Source organism: Pseudomonas sp. s4 (assembly GCF_046764235.1).
GTDB classification, from domain to species: Bacteria; Pseudomonadota; Gammaproteobacteria; order Pseudomonadales; family Pseudomonadaceae; genus Aquipseudomonas; species Aquipseudomonas asiatica.
The window spans coordinates 3,435,182-3,458,715 of the sequence record NZ_CP177209.1; the positions used below are offsets into that span (position 1 = coordinate 3,435,182).

General features: G+C 63.4%; 24 protein-coding genes and 3 pseudogenes. 4 read left to right on the plus strand and 23 right to left on the minus strand.

Going from position 1 to position 23,534, the window contains the following annotated elements; genetic code table 11:
- Positions 1-3: 3 nt before the first annotated feature.
- Entirely contained in the window at positions 4-1,032 is a 1,029-nt protein-coding gene (locus ACK56M_RS16020) for an IS30 family transposase (RefSeq protein ID WP_188258425.1), read from the minus strand.
- 237 nt (positions 1,033-1,269) lie between these two features.
- Here ACK56M_RS16020 and ACK56M_RS16025 point away from each other — a divergent pair, with 237 nt between their 5' ends.
- From ACK56M_RS16025 to ACK56M_RS16040, 4 genes are read left to right on the plus strand one after another with little or no spacing between them, the layout of a single operon-like run.
- On the plus strand, positions 1,270-1,656 hold the full coding sequence (locus ACK56M_RS16025) for a hypothetical protein (protein WP_411958781.1): 387 nt from the start codon (positions 1,270-1,272) through the stop codon (positions 1,654-1,656).
- A gap of 2 nt (positions 1,657-1,658) precedes the next feature.
- A complete protein-coding gene (locus ACK56M_RS16030; RefSeq protein ID WP_411958782.1) occupies positions 1,659-3,521 on the plus strand; it encodes a hypothetical protein in 1,863 nt (620 codons plus the stop codon).
- A 4-nt stretch (positions 3,522-3,525) separates the two neighbouring features.
- Positions 3,526-4,464 carry a hypothetical protein gene (locus tag ACK56M_RS16035; protein WP_224765913.1) on the plus strand — a complete coding sequence of 313 codons (939 nt, stop codon included), beginning with the start codon at positions 3,526-3,528 and terminating at the stop codon, positions 4,462-4,464.
- Positions 4,465-4,521: 57 nt separating this feature from the next.
- Positions 4,522-4,740, plus strand: coding sequence for a PAAR domain-containing protein (locus tag ACK56M_RS16040; protein ID WP_243897693.1), 219 nt, complete (start codon positions 4,522-4,524; stop codon positions 4,738-4,740).
- Positions 4,741-5,086: 346 nt separating this feature from the next.
- Here ACK56M_RS16040 and ACK56M_RS16045 read toward each other — a convergent pair.
- From ACK56M_RS16045 to ACK56M_RS16150, 22 genes and pseudogenes are all read right to left on the minus strand, one after another.
- Positions 5,087-5,419 (minus strand): annotated as a pseudogene (locus ACK56M_RS16045) (CsgG/HfaB family protein); the annotation flags it as partial.
- A gap of 83 nt (positions 5,420-5,502) precedes the next feature.
- Entirely contained in the window at positions 5,503-6,525 is a 1,023-nt protein-coding gene (locus tag ACK56M_RS16050) for an RHS repeat-associated core domain-containing protein (protein WP_100413877.1), read from the minus strand.
- Between the two features lie 70 nt (positions 6,526-6,595).
- Positions 6,596-6,911: pseudogene (locus tag ACK56M_RS16055) on the minus strand (CsgG/HfaB family protein); the annotation flags it as partial.
- A gap of 192 nt (positions 6,912-7,103) precedes the next feature.
- A pseudogene (locus ACK56M_RS16060) lies at positions 7,104-7,341 on the minus strand (hypothetical protein).
- A 594-nt stretch (positions 7,342-7,935) separates the two neighbouring features.
- The gene (locus ACK56M_RS16065) at positions 7,936-8,784 is read right to left on the minus strand and encodes a CsgG/HfaB family protein (RefSeq protein WP_015270587.1); all 849 of its coding nucleotides are present in this window, start codon (positions 8,782-8,784) and stop codon (positions 7,936-7,938) included.
- Positions 8,785-8,818: 34 nt separating this feature from the next.
- The gene (locus ACK56M_RS16070; RefSeq protein WP_013972854.1) at positions 8,819-9,232 is read right to left on the minus strand and encodes a curli assembly protein CsgF; all 414 of its coding nucleotides are present in this window, start codon (positions 9,230-9,232) and stop codon (positions 8,819-8,821) included.
- Positions 9,229-9,630 carry a curli production assembly/transport protein CsgE gene (gene csgE / locus ACK56M_RS16075; protein WP_013972855.1) on the minus strand — a complete coding sequence of 134 codons (402 nt, stop codon included), beginning with the start codon at positions 9,628-9,630 and terminating at the stop codon, positions 9,229-9,231. The genes ACK56M_RS16070 and csgE overlap by 4 nt, the downstream gene beginning before the upstream one ends.
- Positions 9,627-10,154: a type II secretion system protein gene (locus tag ACK56M_RS16080; protein ID WP_013972856.1), complete on the minus strand. Its 528-nt coding sequence runs from the start codon at positions 10,152-10,154 to the stop codon at positions 9,627-9,629. The genes csgE and ACK56M_RS16080 overlap by 4 nt, the downstream gene beginning before the upstream one ends.
- Positions 10,129-10,503 carry a type II secretion system protein gene (locus tag ACK56M_RS16085; RefSeq protein ID WP_024087221.1) on the minus strand — a complete coding sequence of 125 codons (375 nt, stop codon included), beginning with the start codon at positions 10,501-10,503 and terminating at the stop codon, positions 10,129-10,131. Before ACK56M_RS16085 ends, ACK56M_RS16080 begins: the two co-directional genes overlap by 26 nt.
- 5 nt (positions 10,504-10,508) lie before the next feature.
- A complete protein-coding gene (locus ACK56M_RS16090; RefSeq protein WP_085720390.1) occupies positions 10,509-10,988 on the minus strand; it encodes a type II secretion system protein in 480 nt (159 codons plus the stop codon).
- Complete coding sequence (locus tag ACK56M_RS16095) at positions 10,985-12,850, minus strand: secretin N-terminal domain-containing protein (RefSeq protein ID WP_015270590.1); 1,866 nt, start codon at positions 12,848-12,850, stop codon at positions 10,985-10,987. Before ACK56M_RS16095 ends, ACK56M_RS16090 begins: the two co-directional genes overlap by 4 nt.
- On the minus strand, positions 12,847-13,356 hold the full coding sequence (locus ACK56M_RS16100; RefSeq protein WP_043936184.1) for a hypothetical protein: 510 nt from the start codon (positions 13,354-13,356) through the stop codon (positions 12,847-12,849). Before ACK56M_RS16100 ends, ACK56M_RS16095 begins: the two co-directional genes overlap by 4 nt.
- Positions 13,356-13,919 (minus strand): GspMb/PilO family protein, encoded by a 564-nt coding sequence (locus tag ACK56M_RS16105; RefSeq protein WP_015270592.1) that lies wholly within the window; start codon positions 13,917-13,919, stop codon positions 13,356-13,358. The genes ACK56M_RS16100 and ACK56M_RS16105 overlap by 1 nt, the downstream gene beginning before the upstream one ends.
- Positions 13,906-14,448 carry a PilN domain-containing protein gene (locus ACK56M_RS16110; protein WP_015270593.1) on the minus strand — a complete coding sequence of 181 codons (543 nt, stop codon included), beginning with the start codon at positions 14,446-14,448 and terminating at the stop codon, positions 13,906-13,908. Before ACK56M_RS16110 ends, ACK56M_RS16105 begins: the two co-directional genes overlap by 14 nt.
- Position 14,449: 1 nt before the next feature.
- The gene (locus ACK56M_RS16115) at positions 14,450-15,241 is read right to left on the minus strand and encodes a hypothetical protein (RefSeq protein WP_044047068.1); all 792 of its coding nucleotides are present in this window, start codon (positions 15,239-15,241) and stop codon (positions 14,450-14,452) included.
- Positions 15,225-16,898, minus strand: a complete 1,674-nt coding sequence (locus ACK56M_RS16120; protein WP_137137536.1) for a GspE/PulE family protein — start codon at positions 16,896-16,898, stop codon at positions 15,225-15,227. Before ACK56M_RS16120 ends, ACK56M_RS16115 begins: the two co-directional genes overlap by 17 nt.
- Positions 16,899-17,063: 165 nt before the next feature.
- Positions 17,064-17,597, minus strand: coding sequence for a response regulator (locus tag ACK56M_RS16125; RefSeq protein WP_031325917.1), 534 nt, complete (start codon positions 17,595-17,597; stop codon positions 17,064-17,066).
- A gap of 249 nt (positions 17,598-17,846) precedes the next feature.
- Complete coding sequence (locus ACK56M_RS16130) at positions 17,847-18,488, minus strand: SurA N-terminal domain-containing protein (RefSeq protein WP_013972866.1); 642 nt, start codon at positions 18,486-18,488, stop codon at positions 17,847-17,849.
- 12 nt (positions 18,489-18,500) lie between these two features.
- On the minus strand, positions 18,501-19,985 hold the full coding sequence (locus ACK56M_RS16135) for an ABC transporter substrate-binding protein (protein WP_411958783.1): 1,485 nt from the start codon (positions 19,983-19,985) through the stop codon (positions 18,501-18,503).
- A 257-nt stretch (positions 19,986-20,242) separates the two neighbouring features.
- On the minus strand, positions 20,243-20,908 hold the full coding sequence (locus ACK56M_RS16140) for an SCO family protein (RefSeq protein ID WP_015270597.1): 666 nt from the start codon (positions 20,906-20,908) through the stop codon (positions 20,243-20,245).
- Positions 20,905-21,561 carry an SCO family protein gene (locus ACK56M_RS16145; protein ID WP_015270598.1) on the minus strand — a complete coding sequence of 219 codons (657 nt, stop codon included), beginning with the start codon at positions 21,559-21,561 and terminating at the stop codon, positions 20,905-20,907. The genes ACK56M_RS16140 and ACK56M_RS16145 overlap by 4 nt, the downstream gene beginning before the upstream one ends.
- On the minus strand, positions 21,558-23,534 hold the full coding sequence (locus tag ACK56M_RS16150; protein ID WP_015270599.1) for a YncE family protein: 1,977 nt from the start codon (positions 23,532-23,534) through the stop codon (positions 21,558-21,560). The genes ACK56M_RS16145 and ACK56M_RS16150 overlap by 4 nt, the downstream gene beginning before the upstream one ends.

Genomic DNA, 23,534 nt, shown 5'->3' on the forward strand with positions numbered 1-23,534 from the left:
CGGTTATTGGATTGAAGTGGGCGCATCGTGCCGCATAGCCATGGCCTTTTGCATCACCTCACTCATCATTTCGATCGGACATTTGAAATCGAAGCGCTTACGGGGACGCATATTCAGTTGCAAGGCAATGGCGTCCAGCTCCTCCTGGCTATGTACCGACAGGTCTGTGCCCTTGGGCAAGTACTGGCGAATCAGGCCGTTGATGTTTTCGTTGCTGCCGCGCTGCCAGGGGCTGTGCGGGTCGCAGAAGTAAATTGCCACCCCGGTCTGCTGGGTGATTTCAGCATGCCGCGCCATTTCTCGGCCCTGGTCGTAGGTCATGCTCTTGCGCATCGCCAGCGGCATGCCATTGAGCGCTGCACTGAAGCCTTCCATCGCCGAGGTCGCCGTCGCGTCGTTCATCTTTACCAGCATCAGGTAGCCACTGGTTCGCTCCACCAGCGTGCCTACACACGAGGCGTTGGCCTTGCCCTTGATGAGGTCGCCTTCCCAATGCCCCGGCATCAGCCTGTCTTCAATCTCCGGCGGGCGCACATGAATACTGACCATCTCGGGGATCTGGCCGCGCCGATCCACGCCACCAGAGCGCGGTCGGCGCGTCGTCTTGCCTTGGCGCAGACAGATGATCAGCTCCTTACGCAGCTCACCCACTGGCAGGGCATAGATCGCGTTGTAGATCGTCTCGCGACAGACGTAGGCTTCTCTGAGGCTGGGAATGTTCATGCTGCGCAGCTTGCCGGCAATCTGCTCGGGAGACAAACGCTCGCGCAGCATATGGGCCACCAACTGGAAGCGCTCACTACTCGGCAAGAGCTTTCGTTTCGGTCGACAGCGTTGGCGGCGGGCCTGCATTTGCTGCTGGGCCAGGCGGGCCGAGTAGCCACCGCAAGCACCTCGGTTACGGCGCAGCTCACGGCTGATGGTCGAAGGGGATCGGTTGATCAAGCAGGCAATCCTGCGCAGGCTGAAGCCTTGGGTACGACCGATTTGAATGGTGGCGCGTTCTTCAACGCTGAGTTCGGAATAAGACATAGGGGCAGCACCGTACCGGAAAGGTCAGGTGTTGCACTCAGTTTTTGCCGCCGCCCCATTTCACGCTACCGTTTTCGCTGGTTTAGAGAATGACTATGGCGTTCGCGACGGTCGCAATGCCCCCTTGGCACCACCCTACGATACGCCGCCTTCGGCCTGACCATCATCGGCGACTGGCTGGGCAAACCGCTCGACCTCGACAAACATGCCCTGCCCCGCGACCCAGCCTGGGGTCAATTGGTCGCTCATTGGCGCGAACCTGATCCCGACAAACTGGCGCCTATTTTGGTGGCGGCCTGCGATACCCATGTCGAACGCATCGCGCTGACGTCCCGCGAACTCGACTCCGGCAATTTCGAATTCGGCTCCCCCTTCGAAGCCGTCTACCCCGCCGAGATCCTGGCCATTCTCAACCTGCGTCGGTCGTTGGGGCTAACCAACCCCTCGCCCATCGAACACCCGTTGATGCAAACGCCCTATGCAAGGCTGACCTGCCCGCCTGGCATGCGTTTCGAACCTGATGAGCTGTTGGTGCAGTTCTTGGCCGCCGTATGCAAACACGACCCGGCTGCAATGCCAGACGGCCTTTATGAAGCCGTTCTACAAACAAACTCGGCCAATTGATCATGGCCGGCTTGCAGGCGCTGCTCGAAAATACCCGCAATGGCGCACTGCCCATCCCCGTCGACATTTGCGTGCCCTGCTCCCTGCCCGGCGCGCTGTTCTCCCTCGACGGCGGCGACGGCTGCGACCAGTTGCTAGGCATCCCCTCCCAGAACGGCGTCGGCCCTGCCTGGTTTCGTAACAACCCCTGGATCCGCGACCAGGCGCGCAACCACCGCGATACCTTCCTCCAGCAGGTGCTGGAGCATGCCGGCGACACGCTGGGCAATGCCTGGCTGGCTGAGTTTCATGCCTTTGCCGCCAGCGAAAAGCTGCAGTTGGTGTGCATCGACGACGAGATCCGCCTCGACGAACTGCCCCCACCCGTACTCGACCACATGGGCGAGCGCAGCCAGCACGGTTATGCCTTTGCCCTGCACAGCAATTTCTTGTTCACCGACCACAAGATCTATTTCGCCACCTTCACTCATGTGCAGTGGGCCGAGGCGCAACGGGAAGAGTACGTCGACGAGCACGGCACCCAGCGTATCAGCCCGCCCTACACCTGGCACACGCCCAGTGGCCTGTACCCGATCGAACAGGCCTTTGAACAGCTGGCCCGGCACTACGCCGAAGCCAAGGCCCGGGCTCGCTTCTGGCAAGGCGTCATTGGCGCGGGCGAATTCGCCCTCGGCGTGCTGGCATTCATACCGGTGGTGCGCGGCATCAAGGGCACCGTATCGCTCGGCCGCTATGCCTTCGTCGCCCTGGAAGCCGCGCTGGCCGCCGATGCCATGGTCGACGGCAGCAGCCGCATGATCACTGGCGAAGGCCTGAGTATCGGCGAGCAGTTCTTCACCGACCTGGCGCGCCTGGCCAACCCCGACACTGCCGAGGCACGTGGCAAGCAGGTATTCATGGCCATCAACCTGGCCCTGCTGCTGCCGGCCGCCATCGGCGGCGCCCGTTGGCTGATGCACAAGTTGCAGCCCGGCAGCATGACCACCGTACGCCTCGACAACGCCGCGCTGTCGCAAGAGGAAGTCCGGCGCCTTGGCAACCGCAGCGCCGGCGAAGTCACCGTACTGGAAACCCGCATCCAGCGACGCAGCCGCGAGGGTGAGCTGCCGGTCACAGCGCATGAACTGCACTCGGTGGAGCGCAATGCCAGCCAGGTCGCGCTCGATGTGGTCGGCGGCAAGGCCGACTACGCCTACATGGCCACCACCCTGCGCGACCGGCTGGTGGCCATGATTCAACACAGCATCGGGCCGGTGCGCATGGGCGGCAGCCTGACCCGGGTCGTCGCCGATGCCGGCGAAGAAGCCCTGGCGGCGGCCCTGGTCAGCCACTGGAAGGTCAAGCCGGAGAACATCCTCGGCCTGAGCACCCACCCTTCCCGGCCCAGCCAGTTCGGTTTGAAGAACAAGAGCGACCAGGGGATCGACATGCTGGTGTACGTGCCACCAACGCCCTCGATGACGGTGCGTAATCCGACGACGCTGGAAATGCGGCATCACATCGACGGGCTGAAAGGGACGGCACCCGTGGAAGAGTTGAAGCTCGAGGCTGGGACGTTGTTGGTGATTGAAGTGAAGACGACGTTGGGGAAGAGCAAGACGCCTGGTTTTTTGAAGACACAAATGGCTGGCGGCAATGCGAATGTCGAGCGAATACAGAAACTGATTGCGCGAAAAAAGGGCGGCTGGAATATCGACGACCTAAAAACAGTAACCCCTGATATAGCCGCCAAAGCAGCACACCTGCGCAATGCAATGAGTAGTGGAAAGATCTCACACCTGCACGCTCAAGTGTTTTTTTCATCTGATGGACAGTTAAGTACGCTCGCAGGCAGCTCAACCGGAATTCAGATAAACACGTGGTGACGACATGATATCTACCAATAGTTCTCGGCTAACCCGTAGCCTCAAAAGCATTAAAAACTGGGCGTCAGCTGATGCTTCGCTAGAAAAACATAGAATCATTGATTACATAAACGGAAACGACAGCATCGCTATTGCCGCCGACGAAATATTCAGACTTGGCATAAATGACATAGGAAAAAGTCTGCTCCAAGCCTCTGAGAACCCTTACTTGGAAGCACCTCGTACAATTGCCATAGGCATATTGAAACTCCTCGTAGCCAACAGCGTAATCGTCGAAAATTTAAAGGGCACCACACGGTTTGGCCTTGATGATCTGGATGGCATCACTCACGTAATGCTGTGTGCCCTGGCCACCGGACAATTTGCCCTAATAACGCCTTGCCACAGTGCTGTGTTGTCGGGTTTTACCAATGGTTACGGTGTCAGCGATGGCCACAACCTGCCGATAGGCACCACCCTTCGCTACGCCGCCTTCGGTCTGACCATCATCGGCGACTGGCTCGGCAAACCGCTTGACCTCGACAAGCACGCCCTGCCTCGCGACCCTGCCTGGGGTCAATTGGTCGCCCATTGGCGCGAACCTGATCCCGATAAACTGGCGCCTATTCTGGTGGCGGCCTGCGATACCCATGTCCAACGCATCGCCCTGACATCCCGCGAAATTGACTCCGGCAATTTCGAATTCGGCTCCCCCTTCGAGGCCGTCTACCCCGCCGAGATCCTGGCCATTCTCAACCTGCGCCGTTCGCTGGGCCTGCCGAATCCTTCCATTGACCACCCATTGATGAAAACACCCTACGCCAGCCTGACCTGCCCGCCTGGCATGCGCTTCGAGCCGGATGAACTGCTGATGCGCTTCCTGGCTGCCGCCTGCAAACACGATCCTGATGCCGTGCCGGCCGGCCTTTACGAAGCAATCTTGCAAAACAGCGCAAAGGATTGAGCGATGTCCCGACAAGGTGCGATTCGAAAAGGCGATCCCCACAGCGGGGGTGGTCGGATGGGGGAAGGAAGCGGAATTCTTGTCAACGGGCGGCAGCAATGCGTCCTCGGAGATCGTGCGCCATGCGCGCTTCATGGAGGGACATTTGCGTTGGTCTCTGGCGGTGACGGTAGTGTCTTGTTCAACGGTATTTCGTTGGTGTTCGAGCCGGCAGAGCTTGCTTGTGGGTGCAAGGTTTCATCTACCTGTTCGGGACCTTATGCCAAAGAGGGCTGAACGACCTGAAGATCGTGGTTTCATGCATCGACCTCTTCGCAGGCTTGCACGATTTGAACAGCGCACGCGTTGTCTGTTTCGCGGGCGCGCCCGCTTTGACAGGTACTGCGCTGGCTTCGAGTTGGCGCTGTATATGTGGGAAATTGCAAAGAACAAATATCGCTCGTCTGACGCGTCCTTTGTAGGAGCAGCCTTGTGCTGCGAAGAGGCCGGTACAAGCAACAGACAGGCTTTGTCAGTACTGGCCTCTTCGCAGCACAAGGCTGCTCCTACAGAACCTCGCCGAACCAATGAGTCACGTGTTGTATGAGAGCGGGTTCACCCGCGAAGAGGCCCTCGTAGCCAATCACGGCTGCTGATTCTGGCTCAGGTACTTGTCCACCGTAGCCTGCCCTTCCCCCGCATCCCCCGCCACCTGCCACAGCCGCCGTTCGATCCCTTGCGCCAGCAAGTGCCCCACCGCCGCCTCGATCGCCGACAGCACGCACAGCTGCGCCGGTTCGTTGGTGGTGTACCCCACCTCGGCCTCGAGTAGCTTCTTGAACTCGATGAACTTGAACACCCCCGCACTGCGCCCAACCGAATAGATGGTCTTGCTGGTCATCACGTTGGCCAGCACCTGCCCGGTGCGCACGTCCACCGCGCGCAGGTTCACGGTCACCTGGTCGACGCGGTACTGGGCTCGTGCGCCGCAGCGAGATATCGGTGGCGAGTTAGCCATGATCAAAGTCGAATCAACAGTTTCTGGGCGCCAAAACCAGTTCAGCGATAAAAATGCGCATTCGGACTTTTTTCATAATATGAATCCCTACGAACGAGCGGGCCTCTTACCTCTGCACGAACAACTATTTTATCAAATGCACCCGGACGAATTACCATACTTTCATCCCCGGAATCTATATAGTCAAAATCAATGCCCTTTCTTAATTCGTTTATATTTTTTGAATACACTCCAAAGACATGTCCGCGGCGACGATTTGAGGGGATTTCCGCATACCCTGAGGCGACATTATAATTTTGTGAGATGTAAAATCCTACCCCACACCTGTCGTGCCCCCCTATTTGACTCGTGACTCCTGCCTCCAAGCTACCGGTATAGATTTCATTACTGCCGTGATACCCTACGAGCATATGACCTTCTGGTATATTCTTACGGGATACTCTCCCAAGAGGCACGATCGTTTCGAGCACCTTTCGCCCCCTTTGCATAAACCCATAAACGCCTGTGGCATTTCTCGCATATATCCCGTACAACCTCCCAAAAAATCCTCGCACTGAGAAATGCCCACTTGAATCTTCCGAATTTATAGGGTCCCCTAGGCAATACGCATATGGATTTAAACCACCAAGCATAAACGGACTCATGCTATCAGGAGTATTGAAACGCATCAAAACCGGACTAAACTCTCGATAGCCATTACCCAACGGATAATTTCGCGTAATTTGATCTGGTCGCTCACCATTGAAGCCAAGCGCCACCAGAATTTCCGAACAAAATCCATAAGGTGAATAGTTCAAGGCCTGCCGTACACGTTCGGTATTGACCACCGTTCGATGCTGATCCACTGCTAGCAATGTGTTAACGCATGCATCACCTTTACGCTGCTGCTGAGCTAATAATTGATCCGCATTCTGCATGAGGGAAGTATACAACAAGCCTTGCACTTCATTAACCATACGTTCTTTACAGTAGAACCTGTAAATCCTATGAGCCTTCCGCTCAACTAAGTGAACTTCGGAACCTGATGAAAGGCCGTCAAAACTGTTTGCCGAAATGAGTGCCATTATTGGATTCCGCTGAATTTGTGCGTTATTTGAATATCACAAACAAGACTAAATCCACCACTAGCAAAAATACCAGGTTGCATGCTGACGCCTCGATTGCCGACAGCACGCACAGCTGCGCCGGTTCGTTAGTGGTGTACCCCACCTCGGCCTCGAGCAGCTTCTTGAACTCGATGAACTTGAACACCCCCGCACTGCGCCCAACCGATCAGCATGCTTGCTGCACCCTGGGTGACGGTGGTGGAGAACGAACTGGCCGGGGTCGGCTTGTATTGCCCGGTCTGGTCGCGGAAGCCGTACATCTCTTGGGCTGAGGCAAGTTGATCAGGATAGGAGGTCGAGTCGCGCGATAGAATTGGCTGAACGGCATCTAGTAGTGTATGGATTGGGGTAAGGCTGGGTTATATTCCATAAAATTAGCGCAATCCTTGTGTGGCTTGTCGGCGATCACAAGGCTGCTCCTACAGAACCTCGCCGAACCAATGAGTCACGTGTTGTATGAGAGCAGGTTCACCCGCGAAGAGGCCCTCGAGGTCAATCACGGCTACCGCTAGAGTCCAACAAAGCCCAAGCGCCCGTCAGACACCCGGTACCGTCTTCCGCCCAACCAGTTGCTGTCTCTCCACCCCATCCAGCAACGCCTCCACCACCGCCTTGGCCGAATCCAGCCCATGGTCGTTGCTCAACAACAGATCACGACAGGTCCCCTTGGCCCAGCTCCAGTGCCTTGAGATTGGTCGCAAACGCGCCTTTGAGCAGCGTGGACAGATGCACCAGCGCATCTTCGTAGTCCACCCCCGAACGCACGGCAAACAACGGCGGATGGCTGCATTCGCACGTGGAGAAACTGGAGGACGCCGTGGTGGCGCGTACGGGAGGATCGGGTAAGCCTTTTGTCATTGTGTCGCTCCTTGATTCACTGGAGCCGCCACAAATCGCTACCAAACGAGATGGTGACGGCTGTACGCAGGTTGGTAGACCGGGAATCAAGGAAACCGGCGCGCACGGAGGCGCCCTACGCACAGCCGCCATAAAACGAAACAGCCGGGCACAAAAAAGCGCCAACTGTATCGCAGAGCGGGCGCTTGTGCGCCTTGATTGATCGCGGGCTACCAAACCCGGCTGCTGGACTTACAGCAGCGGGCAAAGACTACCGGTGTCGGGGAAGCGTTTCAAGCGAAGGGAATGTGCAGTAACACTTCCGTTGCCGCCTCCACAGGGACGGCGTCGCGCTTGAGATCACGCGATACCTGTGGGAGCGGGCATGCCCGCGAACACCGGCAAAGCCGGTGCCATCCACCGCGTCGTCTGCTTCGCGGGCGCGCCCGCTCCCACAGGGACGGCGCGGGCTTCGAGTTGACGCTGTACCTGTGGGAGCGGGTTCACCCGCGAAGAGGCCCCCGTAGCCAATCACGGCTGCTGATTCTGGCTCAAATACTTGTCCACCGTAGCCTGCCCCTCCCCCGCATCCCCCGCCACCTGCCACAGCCGCCGTTCAATCCCCTGCGCCAGCAAGTGCCCCACCGCCGCCTCGATCGCCGACAGCACGCACAGCTGCGCCGGTTCATTGGTGGTGTACCCCACCTCGGCCTCGAGCAGCTTCTTGAACTCGATGAACTTGAACACCCCCGCACTGCGCCCAACCGAATAGATGGTCTTGCTGGTCATCACATTGGCCAGGACCTGCCCGGTGCGCACGTCCACCGCGCGCAGGTTCACGGTCACCTGGTCGACGCGGTACTCGCGGGAGATGTCTATCCCCAGGTAGCGGGCACCTTCGCCGCCGCTGCGCACGTTGGTGTCGTAGGCGATGATCCCGCCCTCCAGCATCAGGTTGGCGGCCTGCAGCGGTGGCAGCTCGCCCATGATGTTTTCCGGCACGTCGGGCTTTTTCTGCGAAGCACGGATGATCTTGCGCTCGGTCAGCAGGTTCTGCAGGCCTTCACGCTCCAGCACCACGAACCAGCCGCTGGCGTTCAGGGCGTCCATCAGCATGCTTGCCGCGCCTTGGGTGACGCTGGTGGAGAACGAGCTGGCCGGGGTCGGCTTGTACTGCCCGGTCTGGTCGCGGAAGCCGTACACCACCGCCATCAACCGACCCTTGGGCCGTGGCATGTTGATCAGGTCGTAGTAGGTCGAGGCACGGGGGGTCAGGGTCGGGGTTTCCGAATCCTGTTCGGCGGGCATCGGTTCGCGCAGGCCACAACCGTGCAGACCCAGGGCGGTGAGGATCAGCAGCGTGCTCAGCAAACGTTTCATGGTGTTCTCTCCCCAAACAAATAGCCTTGCCCCCTCAAGGGTTCAGGCCGCTGACCTCAATGATCGAAATTTCTCCTGTGGCGCGATCGGTGACCTTGATGCTCAGGGCCCCGGAATCGTCGATGACGTCGATGAGAAACGCATCGGTCGCCATGCTGCCGGTGTTGCCGTTACTGATGTTGTCCAGCAACTGCGACAACATCCGCGACTCCAGCTGGTTGCTGAAGCGCTCCAGGGCCGTGGTGCCGGCAAAGGCCGAGGAACGGTCCTTGAGGTCGGGGTCGTCGTAGTCGTTCTGCGCCTGCGCATTGTTCAGCAACCAGGTGCCATTGAGCGGGTTGCCGCCAAAGGCCGGGTTGACCGGGGTGTACACCAGCTCGGTGGCCTGGGCGGCACACGCGCTGGCCAACAGGCAGGCGGCGATGCAACGGGGTATGTGGTGCTTCATAGCTCGTCCCTCTCCAGATCGGTGGTGTCCTGCAGCAGGCGTTGCAACTTGCGTTGGATGATTTGCTGCTTGACCAGGTCGGCTGCTGCAACGGCCTCGTCCTTGAGCTCGGTGGTGTTCGGCGGCAGGAAGCGGCGGTACACCACCTCACGCTCGAACTCCACGGTGACCAGGCTGCCCCAGCGGGCATCCGGGCGTTCGCGCACCACCAGGTTGAAATCAAGCCGGCTGGTGGCGCGCAGGCGGTCGGCGAAGTAGTAGTAAAAGTCGTGGCCGATGTGCGAGATGGTGTTGTCGACGATGAAGCCTTGCATCTCGTCCTCGTCCCCGGCCCTGGCCGAGGTGGCCAGCACTGCCACCAGCAGCAGGCCCAGGCACAACGCGGCCAGGCGGCTCATGGCGTGTCTCCCGGGCCGGCATGGGTCTGCACGCCACCGGCACTTTCGGTAAAGGCCTGTTCGGCGACGAACTGCCAGTCGCTGTAATGTTCCAGCCCGTCGAAACCGCTCCATTCGGCGCTGAAGCCACTGCGCTTGAACGGGGTGGCGTCCGAGCGGCTGTGCACGCCGGTGATCCGGCCATCGATCGAGCGCAGCAGGCCCCAATCGTCGCTGTTGGTGATGGGGTCGGGGTACAACCGGCGAATGTGCCGCCTGGCCTGCGGGAAGCGGTTGTCCTGCAGCAGGTCGGCCAGTTCCTGCGGATACTGGGCCAGCCCCGGCGAGGCGCGGTAGTAGCTGCGCAGGGCCTGGGCATACTGGCTGCCTACCCACAACAGCTGGCGCTCGCGGTCACGCTGGGCAGCACTGGCCCAGAGCGTGCCGGTGGCGGCCAGGGCCACGCTGCTGACCGCAATCAGCAGCAATACGCCCAGGTAGGTGAAGCCGGCGTCGGCCTTACCATTCCGCGAACAGGCTGCCATCGCGCGCCCTCCCTGTGGCACCGCTCTTGATATCGGCCACGCCGCCAGCCACGCCTTCGGGCGGTGGCACCAGCTGCCAGGCATCGCTGCGCTCGGTGATCGGATCTATCGGGGTGTTGCGTAGGTAACGCTGTTCCACCAATTGCTCCAGCGAGTCCGGGTAGTGGCCGGTGTCGCCGTAGTAGTGGTCCAGCGCCTCGCGCAGCACCGCCAGGCTCTGGCGCAGGGTGGCTTCGCGGGAGCTTTCCAGGCTGTTGAAGTAGCGCGGCATGGCAATGGTCATCAACGTGGCGATGATCGCCAGCACCACCAGCAGTTCGATCAGGGTGAAGCCTTTGCTGCGTTTCATGGCTGTCACCATTGCCCGTAGGGGATGTTGTTCAGGCCTTTGCCGCGGGCCTTGGAATACACGTCGAACACGTCTTCACCTTCGCGCGGGTTTTCGGGGCTGCTGTCATAGGCGCGCAGCCCCCACCCGCCTTCGTCCTCACCCTTGGCCGCCACCAGCGGGTCGTGCGGGATGCGCCGCAGGAAGTAGAACTTGGCGCCCTTGGCGCTGCGCACATCGCGCACGCCGTCGACCAGCACCTGCAGGTTCGGCGGGTAGCCACTGGCGTCCAGGCGCTTCTCGATGTAGCCGGCATCGAACGCGCGCTTGTAGGCGTCGATGGCGTCGCGAATCTGGTACAGCGCCTCGCGCAGCTGCTGTTCCTTGCCGCGGCGCACCACGGTTTCGGTCAGCGGCGCGGCCATGCTGGCAAGCAGCCCGAGCAGTGCCAGGGTCAGCACCACCTCGATCAGGCTGAAGCCCTGCATGCGGCGCTGCGCGATCATGGCCGCGGGCTCCCTTTGGGTGGGGCGATCGCCATCTGGCTTTCCACCACCGGGGCATCGGTGGCCGGGGCATTGCCAGGCACATCCGCCGGCGGCAACGGCGCCATCTGCCGCACCTGCATGGCCGACTCGGTGCCGGTGGCGAACTCCATGTCCGACGGGCTCTGGTACGGCAGGTTGCGCACGATGCGCGGAGTGATCGCCAGCACCAGCTCCGACTTGCTCATGTCGTCCTTGTTGCTGCCGAACAGCCGGCCCAGGCCAGGGATGTCGCCAAGGCCCGGGATCTTGTTGCCGCTGGCGTTGTGATCGTTGCGCACCAGGCCGGCCAGCACCTGGGTTTCGCCATCGTGCAGGCGCAGGGTGGTCTGGGCGTTGCGGGTGTCGACCTGGACCGGAATGGTGCCCTGGCGGGTGGCTTCCAGCGGGGTGGCGTTGCTCACCTCCAGGGCTACCTTGATCGCCACTTCGTTGTTCAGGTGCACGGTGGGCTGCACCTCAAGCTTCAGGCCCACGTCCAGGTAGGTAACGCTTTCGGTGATCACCGGGCCCTGGGTGGACGGCACCGAGGTGGCGCTGATGATCGGTACCCGCTGGCCGATGTGGATGCGCGCCTGCTCGCGGTTGCTGACGCGGATCACCGGGCTGGCCAGGGTGTTGATGTCCTTGTCCTGCGCGTTGATCTTGGCCTGCGGTGCCGGCGCGATGCTGATGCGGCTGGAGTCGATGCCCTTGAGCTGGTCGAGCACGCTTACCGGCTGGCCGTCGGAGCTCAGCACGCCGAAGGTGTTGGGCCATTGCAGGCCGAGGTCGAGGATGCGCGAAGTGGCCACTTCCATCACCTCCACTTCCAGCACCACCTCGGGGTTGGACTGGTCCTGCGACTGCAGCAGCTTCTCGGCCATGCGCACGGCATCGGGGGTGTCGCGCATGGTCAGGGTGTTGAGGCGCTCATCGACGAACACGTCGCGGGTCTTGAGCATGGTCTTGACCATGTTCAGCGCGGTGTTGGAGTCGATGCTGGTCAGGTAGAAGGTGCGCATGACCAGTTCCTGGTAGTCCTTGGTCTTCTGCGGCGAGTCGGGGTAGATCATCAGGGTGTTTTCGTTGACGATCTTCTGCCGCAGCTGGTTCTGTTCCAGCAGCAGCGCCACGGCGTCCTCGATGCGCAACTCGCGCACGAAGATGGTGGCCTTCATGTCCGGGCGCATGTCCTTGTCGAAGATGAAGTTGATGCCGGCGACCTGGGACAGCACCTCGAAGATGGTCTTCAGGTTGGCATCGCGAAACTCCAGGGTCACCGGCCGCTCCAGCTTGCTGCGCAGTTGCGGGAACGGTTGCGCGGTGCGCGCCTGCACGTTCTCGATGTCGCTGCGCAGGGCAATGCCCTTCTGGTTCTGCGGGTCCAGGCGCAGCACTTCGCGCATGTAGCGCTCGGCACCGAACAGGTCGCCCTGGCGCAGCGCCGCCTGGCCCAGCGCCACGCGCTCGTCGAGGGTGCGGATCAGCTCCAGCTGGCGGATGCCTTCCTGGGCGCGGCGGTTGTTCGGCTCCAGGGTCAGCACCCGGCCATAGCCCATGCGGGCGCTGGCGAAGTCGTGGCGGATGCGGTCGGCGTCGGCCTGGGTCAGCAGCGCCTCGACCGCGGCCTGGCGGCTGTGGGCCAGGGCGATGTTCAGCTCGGTATCACGCGGGTCCTCGCGCAGGGCTTCTTCCAGGCTGGCGATGCCGGCTTCGTACTGGCCCTCCTTCATCAGCTGTTCGCTGTCCTTGCGTACCGCACTGGAGCCGCAGCCGGCAATGGCCACGCACAGCGCCACTAGCAGGAACGGAGCCGGTTTGCACAGCTTTGACGACTTCATGGTGCGCTCCCTACAGACAAAGTCTGCGACTGATGCAAAGGCAGGTAGACCAGATGCAGCTCGCTGGCCGATACCCGCTCGAGGCGGTAGGTGTCTTCGATCACGTCGCCCTGGCGCACGACGTAGAGTTTTTCGCCGCTCTGCAGGAAGATCTGCAGGTCGTCGCGGTCGCCGATGCGGCCAATGAACTGGAATGGCAGGGCCGGTGCAGTCGGGGCTGCGACTACGGCGGGTGCAGTGACCACGGGTTGTTCGGTGACAGTGGCCAGAGCCTTGGGTTTGGTCCATTGCTGGGTTGGGAAGAGATCCCTGGAGGCTTGTTCCGGCCCTTTCGCGGGTAAACCCGCTCCCACAGGGACCGTGGATACCGCCGATTTTGTGGGAGCGGGCGCGCCCGCGAAGGGGGCAACACTGTCTTCCTCGCCGAACCAATGACCCGGCGCCCAGGCCAGCGCAGCACTCACGCCGAGGAAGCCAACCCAGATGACAGCACGTTGTGTGTTCATCATGACCTCGACAGGTAAAGGGTCATGCGCAGGCGGGCGTTGAGCTCGCTGTCGCCAATGCGTTTGCGTTGCAGCTCCAGGTCTTCCAGCACCAGGGTCGGCAACTGCTTGAGCAGGCCCTTGAGGAAACCGCGAATCTGCGGGTAGCTGCCGCGTACCGGCAGCACGATCTGGTAGCGCGCCAGTTGCGTCTTGGGGTCGATGCCCAGGGCATATTCGCCACGCGCCAGGCTGATATGCTCGGCGCTGGCCAGGTGGTACAGGCGCTCGATCAGCTCACTGGCCCGGGGCTGCCCCGGCAGTTGCTGGCGCAGGCTGTCGAGGGCCTGCTGCTCGGGTTTGATGGCAATCTTCAGCTCGCCACGCCTGACCCGCTCGACCTGCACGCTGGCGTCCGCTTCTGTGGCGCGCAGCTCGCGCAGGTTCTGCCATTGCGGCAACACCCCGGCGCACAGCACGCCTACGGCCAGCAGGCCCACCGCAGCCGCAGCCAGGCCGACCGGGCCGACGCGACGCAGGCGCTCCTGGAGGATCAGGCTGTTCAGCGATTCACGGGCGCGCATGGCCGGTCTCCCAGGTAGCGGTGAGGGTGAAGCGCACCGGGTGTTCGGGCTGCGCGGCCAGCACTTCGTGGTTAAGCAACGACACATCGCTGAGCTCGGCACTGGCCTCCAGGCGCTGGTGGTACTGCAGCATCGCTTCCAGGTTGCGCGCCTCGGCGGTGATGCGCAGTTGGCCTTTGCGCGCGTCGGGGGCCAGGCTTAGCAGCGCCACGTCGTCCTGGGGCTGCGCTTCGAGCATGGCGAACAGCTGCTGCCAAGGCCGTTGCAGTTGCTGCGAGACGCTTTGCATCTGCGCCAGGCGCTCGGCCTGTTCGCGGCTGGCGGCGCTGCTCAGCGGCGCGACAGTGGCCGGGCGACGGCCCAGTTGCTGCTCCAGGCTGTGCACGCTGGCCTCCCGTTCGACCTGCTCGGCCTGCAAGCTTTGTTGCAGCAGCACCAGGCCGGCAACGGTGGCGCTCGCCACGGCCAGCAGCGACCAGGCCAACGGGCCGTTGCGCCGGGGCTGGAATTCCAGGTCGAGGCGGCGCATGTCAGGCCACCGCCCGCCACATGGCGCACAGTGGGTCGGCATCGCTGGCTGGCTGGCACAGCTGCACCGCCGCCAGTTGCGGCACGTCACCCCGGCCCGGGGCATGCAGGTAGACTCGTGGCAGGTGCTCGCCGTACAGCTCGCAGGTACGCTCGATCAGTGCTTGCAGGGCCAGGTCACTGTCGGCACAGCCTTGCGTCAGCACTTGCTGCCAGGCCCCGCCGGCAGCCAGCAGCAGCACGCTGCGGCGCGGTTCGGCCAGGACGAACAGGAAGTCGCCCTGCCCCAGCTGCGCCGAGCAGCGGTTGTAGGCGGCCATCAGGTACGGCTGTACCGAGCGCAGGCTCAGGTGGCTTTCCCGGCCCAGCGCCTGCAGCCGCTGCAGCAGGGCTTCGGGCAACGCCGTGGCGATGCGCGCGGCACCGGCCGGCTCGGGCGACAGCACGATGCGCCAGTCGTCCAGCGGCTGCCCGTAGAGGTTTTCGAAACAGGCCCGGGCGTAGGCGTCCAGCTCGCGCGGGTGGCTGATGGCATCACTCCAGGGCACCAGGCAGAAGCGGCTGTACCGGGCCGACAGCAGTACCCGCAACTGGGCACCGCGCACGGCATGCTCGGCCAGCAGCGTGGCCAGGGCGTCGACGGCGGCCTCCCAGGCCGGCTGGGCGGCATCGCAGGTAAAGTCGCGGCTGCCCAGCCATTGGTGGTGATTGGCGTGCCAGCTACCCAGGCCCACACCTTCGGCACCGAGTACGGCACTGTATCTGTAAGCGCCACGATCAGATGAATGTGACACGGTTGATCTCCTCGAGTGTGGTACGGCCATCCCGGACCAGGTCCAGGGCCGAGGCCCGCAGCAGGCGCAGGCCACGCTGGCAGGCGAGGTTCTTGATTTGCGACAGAGGGCGACGCTCGACGATCATCTGCCGCAGGTCGTCGTCCAGGTGCAGCAGTTCGGCGATGGCGCTGCGGCCGCGGTAGCCACTGCCACGGCACTGGCCGCAGCCCTGGGCGCGGACGAACTTCCAGCCGGCCACGCCCTCGCGGGTCAGGCCCGCGCCGTACAGGGTGTCGTCGTCGACTTCGCACGGCGTGGCGCAGTGCAGGCAGGCCAGGCGGATCAAGCGCTGGGCCAGCACCGCATTGAGCGCGGAGACGAAGCTGTAGGGGTCGACCTGCATCTGGCTGAAACGGCCGATCACATCGAACACGTTGTTGGCGTGGATGGTGGTGAACACCAGGTGGCCGGTGAGCGCCGACTGCACGGCGATTTGCGCGGTGTCCGGATCGCGGATTTCACCGACCAGGATCTTGTCCGGGTCGTGACGCAGGATCGAGCGCAGGCCGCGGGCGAACGTCAGGCCCTTCTTCTCGTTGACCGGGATCTGCAACACGCCAGGCAGCTGGTATTCGACCGGGTCCTCGATGGTGATGATCTTGTCCACGCCGTGGTTGATCTCGCTGATCATGGCGTACAGGGTGGTGGTCTTGCCGCTGCCGGTGGGGCCGGTGACCAGGATCATGCCGTAGGGCTCGGCGGCCAGGCGGCGCAGGGCGCGCAGGGTTTCCTCGGCAAAGCCCAGGGCCTGCAGCTGCACGCCGCTGACCCGGTCGGACAGGTCCTGCTTGTCGAGCACCCGCAGCACGGCGTCTTCGCCGAAGATGCTGGGCATGATCGATACCCGGAAGTCGATTTGCCGGTCGCCCACGGCAACCTTGAAACGGCCGTCCTGGGGCACGCGCTTTTCGCCGATGTCCAGCTCGGCCATCACCTTGATGCGCGAGATCACCTGGTCGGCGAAGGCGCTGCCGCTGGCCTTGCCGGCGCCGTTGAGCACGCCGTCGATGCGGTACTTTATGGTCAGGCCCTGGCCGGTCATGCCCAGGTGGATGTCGCTGGCGTGCAGCTTGAGGGCGTCGTACAGCGTGGAGTTGACCAGCTTGACCACGCGGCTCTGGTCTTCGCTGATGCTGGCCAGCGACAGGCGCTGCAGCGGGTCGCTTTCGCTGCTGGTTTCGGCGTCGTGGTCAAGGGCGTCCACGGCGTGGAAGCTTTCTTCGTGGCGGGCCAGGAAGGTGGCAAGGTCGGCGGCGTGGGCCAGGTACAGCGGTGCGCCTTGCAGCACATCGTCGATCCAGGCCAGGCGGGCGTGGTCGAAGGGGTCGGCGAACACGCCCAGCAGTTGGCCGCCCTGCTCGATCAGGACGAATTCACGCTTCAGGCACATCGCCAGGCTGACCTTGTCGAAGCGTGGGGTGCTGGCCAGCAGGGTGTGGCTGTCCAGCACCGGGTAATGCAGGGTCAGGCCCAGGCGCTGGGTGAAGGTGTCGGGGGTGTCGCAGGCCAGCTGTTCCAGGCGGGTGAGCAGGCGTTCGTCGCTGGTTTGCAGGCGGGCCTGGGCCAGCAGGTCGCGGGGGTAGGCTGAGAATGGTGCTGGATTCTTCGCGGGCATGCCCGCTCCCACAGGCACAGCGCAATCCTGAAGGCAACGCGAATCCTGTGGGAGCTGGCTTGCCGGCGATAAGGCCGTAACGGTTGCATCGAATGCTTCTGGCATGGCCTGCGACTCCGCTCAGGGGCGCGTCGCAGGCTGGCTCGGCCAGGGGTGCGGGCGCCGCTATTCCCCTGTGAGCAGTTGATCGTCGTCGGGCCCCGGGGGCTTGGCGCCGTTGCGGCGGCGGTCGGCCAATACCCAGCTTCCATCGTACAACTGCAGGGGGAACGATTCGTTCCTGTTCTGGCGTCGTTCGACAAACCCTTCAGCCGGGTTGTCCGTGGCCCTGCGCCGGCGCTCGATGCCCATCAGGTCGAAGACTGCACGGGCCAGTTCCACCAACGGGAACGGCTTGAACAGGACATGGCTCACACCCAGTTCGGCGGCCCGCTCACGCACCTCGACGGTGGGGTGGGCGGTAATCAGCACGAAGTGGCACTGCCTGTTCCTGCGTACGGTCTCCAGAACCTGAAAACCCTCCATGTCGGGCAAGCGGTAATCCAGCACGATCACTTGCGGTGCCAGGCTTGCAGCCTGCTCGATACCACTGGCACCGTCGTGGGCAACATGAACTTCCAGGCCTTGCGCCTGCAGGTACGCTTGCAGGTTCTGCGCAAGAGTCTGTTCGTCATCGACTACCAATACTCTGTTCACCAAGGTCGACTCCCAAGAACTGCCCGGTAACCCGGTCTGCGAAGTGCGCCCCTGTACAGGCTTGAGCAGGCTTCGTGCCAGGCGTGAAAAATCATGCTGCACCACTGTAAGTCATTGATTCGCCAGGGGGTACCGATCAACATCCGTAACGCAGCGGGCAGGCGCACCGGCCTGGTTCCCCACATGCGGGGAAACTGATGGCACACTGCCAGATCGTTATTCCCCATGATTGGGGAAACGCCATCAGTCACCTCAGTCGGCAATCTCCACGATAGCGGACGCACGCAAACGTTGGCGCACGGACTGGCGCGCCTGCGCCTCCCGCTGCCCGATGAGCGTGGCCCTGGCTTGAACCAGTCCCTGTTCGCGTATGACCGAAGGTTCGTCATTTTGTTTCTGCACTCCTTGCAGGGTTTCCAGGCTGGCATCGTAGAATGCCTCCACTTCGGCCTGGCTGGGCGCGGCGACAGCGCTGAGCTGGGCATACACCTGCTGCGCGGCCAGCTCGCGCCGGGTGTACTCATTGTACTGTGCCCTATCGAAGCCCGCTTCCGCCAGCCGCCGTTCAAAGATTGCCGGGCTGCCAAGCGCGGCCTCGACCTCGCCCACATGCGCCGACACCTGCTCGTCGCTGATGGCTATGCCGCGGCGCTGGGCCTCCTGCCACAACAGCTCCTTGTCGATCAGTTCATTCAGTGCCTGGTCGCGCAGGCGCTGGTACAGGTTCGGGTTGCGGATGCTGGCCACCGCGCGGCCCTGGGCATCCAGATATTCGCTGAAATAGCGCTCCAGGCGCATCGTCTCGATCTCCACACCATTGACCCGCGCCGCCGGCATATCGGCCCAGCTTGCCTTGGCCAACACCTGCAACAGGCACAACAACAGAACGCGCATGGCAACCTCCGCTCAAGGGCTGTCCGGCAGTGGCCGGTATGGGGTGACCGCGGTGAAGCGCGGCCCGGGCAGGGCCACCGCCACCACATGGGCACCGGCCATGCCCTGGCGGCGACCGGGGCCGAAGCCCAGGGCCGGGGTCAGGCCGGTGGACACATCATGCAGGCCTTCCAGCGCGGCAATCAGCTGCTCGCGGCTGGTGTCGCGGCCTGTTTGCTTTAACGCTTCACTCAGCAGGCGCAGCGCGCACAGGGTGTTGACCTGCAACGACGCCTGGCGAGGGTCGAGGCCCTGGCGCTGTTGCAGGCCGGCCAGAATCGCCTGGCCCTGTTCGGTCCAGTCCCCAGGCACGTAGGGATAAGCCAGGAACACCCGTTGCGACCAAAACTCGGGCAAGCGCGCCACGGCGCCGGTCACCTGGCTGGAGGCGGCAAACAGGTATGGCTGGCGGCCGGCTGACTGCAGCGCCGAAGCCAGTTCGGCAAAGGCCTGGGCACGGCCGAGGAAGACAATGCCCTGCCCGTCCACGGCCTGGCCAGCAAAGGCCTGGGCCGCAGGTGGTGACCAGCCCTGCTGCTGAAGGCGTTCGCGCACCTGTTCGGCCAACGCCGCTTGTTCATTGCCGGCATACACCACACGCAGGTCGTTGGCAGCCAGCCCCAGTGCCGCGCGGGCGTGGCCGGCCAGGCTCAGCAATTGCGCGGGCAAGCCGGGCAACGGGTCAAAAATCTGTGGGCTGCCGCCGCTGCGTGGGGTGCTGCCGATCAGCGGTACATTGTGGGGCGCCAGCAAGGTTGCCAGGCGCTGGTCGAGCATGGGTGCCAATGGCGCGATCAGGGCGAACACCTGCTCCTGCTCCAGCAACTGCTTCAGCGCCCGTTCGGCGCTGGCCGGGTCGGATCCCGGGTCGAGCACCACCAGCTCCAGGCGTCGCCCGTGGATGCCACCCTGCTGGTTGAGTTGCGTCAGGCCGTCTTCCAGCACCGCACGCACCACCTGCCCGGCCTCGGTCAGCGGGCCGGATGCCGGCAGCAAGGTCCCCAGGCGCAGCACGCCCTCCTCCACGCCGGGGTCGCGCTCCTGGGCCAGGCGCTTGAGGTAGGCCGTGAGGTTGCGCTGGTCGGCCAAGGTGAGTTCGAAGCGCGGCATGGCCGGGTCCAGGCGATTGCCTGCCGGGTCGACGCCGTGCTGAATCGCCCGGGCCAGGCTGCTGTCGGTGTAGGCCGGATAGCGGCGGCCGTTGACCTCGCGTTCGCCCTGGCCTTGCGTCAGGCGCTGCCAGTCGAGGCTGGGCGGGCGTACGCCCCCTTCGGCACGGCCGCGGCCATCGTTGCCGTGGCAGCTGGCGCAGGGCAGCACGCTGGCGGGGACCGTCATGTCGCTGGCGCCGACACGGGCTTGCAGCTGTGCGTCGCTGCTGGAGACGCCCTGGCGGTAGAGGTGTTTGCCGGCTTGTTCATGTTCGGTCAGGTCCAGGGCGAGTGCACCGCTGCACATGGCAATGCCTAATGCGAATGCCAGATAGCGCAGCACTGCTTCAATACGGACGCGAATCCCTGTAGGAGCGGCCTTGTGTCGCGATCGGGCGCGCAGCGGCCGCAGGACCGGCGAATGTGTTTCATCAGGTACTCCGGGTATGCCGGTTTTACGGCCGCTGCGCGCCCGATCGCGACACAAGGCCGCTCCTACAGGGATTCGCGCCGGGATTCGCGCCAAATTTGGCGTGGGCATTGGCGAAGTACTGCGCATGATACTCACCGCCCTGCCAAAGGCAGTGCCAGCAGCTGCATGCGCTGGGCAATCGCCGCCGGTGGCGCATCCGGGCGGATCTTGCTCCAGCGCTTGCCGGCCACATCGCCGGCAATCAGCTGTGTCGAATGCTGCTCGGGGCTGGGCAGGAACTGGCCGATGCGCCCGAGCACCAAATCGACATTGGCCTTGTCACCGGTCAGGAACAACCAGTTGGGCCCATCCACGCCCTGCTTCCCGGCAAACGCCTTGAGCACTTCGGGGGTGTCATTTAGCGGGTCGCTGCTGATCGACACGAAGGTCACCTGGCTGGCCAGCTGCGGCCCCATGGTCTCGCGCACTTCGCGCAACTTGCGGGTAATCAGCGGGCAGGCGTCGGTGCAATGGGTGAAGATCACGTTGAGCATCACCACCTTGTCCTTGAGCACATCGCTGTAGAAGCGCAGCTCGCGGCCATTCTGGTCCTTGAGCACAGTGTCGGTGAACCAGGCCTGGGCATCGCGGGTACCGCCGCCACTGGTCATCGCCTGCGGTGCCGGCTGCGGTGCTGGCGCCTGCGGGGCATGGCCTTCATGGGCGAACGCCACCGAGGCGAGGATCCACAGGCAGCCACCCAGCATCAGCCAGTCAAAACCGCGCATGCCTGCGCGGCGGGAGCTTACCAGGCTCATGGTTGCACCTCGTGATGGTCGGCAATCGCCGTGCTCTTGGCATGCACCCGGCGGGCGCCGAGGCGGTTGATTTCGTCGATCAGCACTGCCGGGTCGGTGAAGCCGTAGTAGCGCGTCCAGTGGCCGGTGCGCCCGTCCCCCACCAGGATCAGTGGCGGGTGCTGGCTGAGGTCGGCGCTGAAGCTGCCAAGGCCCTTGAGGGTTTCGCTGATGGCATATGGCGTGCCGGTCAGCCAGCTCCAGCCCGGCCCCTTCTGGAAAGCCTTGGCGTAATCCTGCAGGCGCTTGGCGTCGTCACGTTGCGGGTCGACGCTGATCGATACCAGGTGAATGTCTTGCCCTACCCGACCACCCAGTTGCTGCTGGACCTTGCCCATGATCGACGACACCACCGGGCACACCGTGGTGCAGCTGGTGTAGATAAAGCCCATGACCACCAGGTGGTCGCCCACCAGGTCTTTTTCCAGGCGTACCGGCATGCCGTCCTGGTTCAGCAGCGAGACATCGGCAAAGCGCACACTGGCCTTTTCCTGGCGCGCCGCCGGCGGCTGTTCGGCGTGGCCGTTGTGGTCGTGGCCGCCATGGGCCAGGGCCAGGTTGCCGGCAAAAGCCAGGCTCAGGGCCAACAGTGTGCAAGCATGCTTGGCGTTCATCGCAGGTTCCTCACGTCATTATCGGAAACGGTGGACGTTGCGGCCGGCAGCACGCGCAGGCTGGTGTAGTTTTCTTCGGCGAACTTGCGCCCCAGCGACGGCGACTGCACGTGCAGGTACCAGGCACCAGCTTCGGGCAGGCTCAGCGCCGCCTGATAGATGCCCTCGCCCACCTCCTCCAGCTGCAGGTTGCGTGGCATCGACGAAGGCGCCAGGAAGTAGCGCAGGCTCAGGTCGCTCAGGCCCAGGCGCGGCAGGCCGTCGTCGCCGACGATGCGCACCCGTGCGGTCACAGCGCTGTGCTGCGACAACGGCCGGTCCAGGCCGATGAACTCGGCATGCGCGCCCTTGCGCTTGCCGGCATTCGGCGCTGCGACCACATCGGTGCTGAAGCAGTGGATGATCTGCGGCTGGTTGAGCAAAAAGGCCACGTCGAACTTGCCGGCGGCGGGCATCTTCACCGTCGAGCCATACACGCCCGGCGCCAGTTCGCGCAGGCTGCGGTCGACGACGATGGCGGCACGGGCCTGGTGGCCACGGTTGTTGTAGCCGGACATCGGTGCGTTCATGCCTTCGGCGTAGAAGTAGGTGGTGTTGTCCACCGGGTTGACCACGAACACCGAATTGTCATCGCGCGACACCGACAGCCCCTGAGCCAGCGGCAGGTCGCCAGCCTGGCGTGGCGCCGCCGGGCCGGCCTCGAAGCCCTGGATGATCGGCGAACGCCCTTCGCCCAGGCTGGCCAGGTTGATCATGCTCACCTTCGGTGAAGCCAGGCCGCGCACGTAGGCATAGCCCTTGGTGAAAGTCAGCTGATACGGTTCGGCCGCCACCGGGATCCGGTGGATCAGCTTGTCGGTACTGGCGTCGATCACCAGGGCCTGGTTCTCCAGGGTGTTGAGCACGATGCCATAGCGGCCATCGCTGCTGAAACGCATTGGCCCCAGGCCCTGCTCGGCCTGGACCGTGTGGCGTAGCTGGTGGTTGCGGGCATCAAACACGCGCACGCTGCCCTCCTCGCCATCGACCACGTACACCGCCTGGGACAACGCCGAATAGCTGACCGACAGCGGGTGCGGGCCAACCTTGATGGTCTTGGCCAGGCGCATTTCCGGGATGTCGATCACGCTCAGGGTGCCGCTGTCGCGGTTGCTGACATAGGCGTAGCGGGAGTCACCACTGAAGGCGATTTCGTGGTGGCCGCCGCCGGTGTTGAAGGTTTTCAGGGTGTTGCGCCCCGGTACGTCTATCACCGTTACCCCGCCCTTGGCCGGGTCGCTGCTGTTGTTGCCTACCCAAAGCCGGTGCTGGTCCGGTTGCAGGGCCACGCGCAGCGGCTGGTCGCCAGCGTCCAGGTCGGCCACGCGGGTGAAGGTCTCGGTGTCGATCACCGAGACCTTGCCGCGCTCGGGAATGGACACGAACACCTGCCTGTCGTCTGCGGTGGCTACCCAGTCCATGGGCCGCCCAGGCAGGTCGATGCGGGCCATGGTGCTGGTCACGCCGCCCACCGATACGGTCGGGTCGATCACCGTCAGGCTGGCGTCCTTGTTCATCATCAACAGGAAGTAGCTGTTCAGGTCGAGCAACGGCCGGGCGCCGATACTGCTTTTGAGGAACAGCGCGACACGGGCCTTGCAGCTCTGGTCGCGGTCGCCCTCCGGGGCCGACTGCGTCGGGTCGAGCCACGCCCCCGGGGCCATGCCCGACAGCGGTTGGCCACTGGCCTGGTCGCTGACCTTGAAACGGATGTTGGCGAAGCTGCCCTCCTGCAGCTGATCCCCCGCCAGCGGCCGGGCCTCGAACTCCACGGTCACACCGTCGCGGCTGAGCCGGTGCGGGGCCTGCGGGTCGGCAGAGCCCTGCAAATACTCGCGCGGATCGCACCACAGGCTTTCATAGGCCACGCCCAGACCGATCAGCGCTGCCCCCAGTGCTACCCCCATGCATGCAAGGCGGGTCTTCTTGTTCAT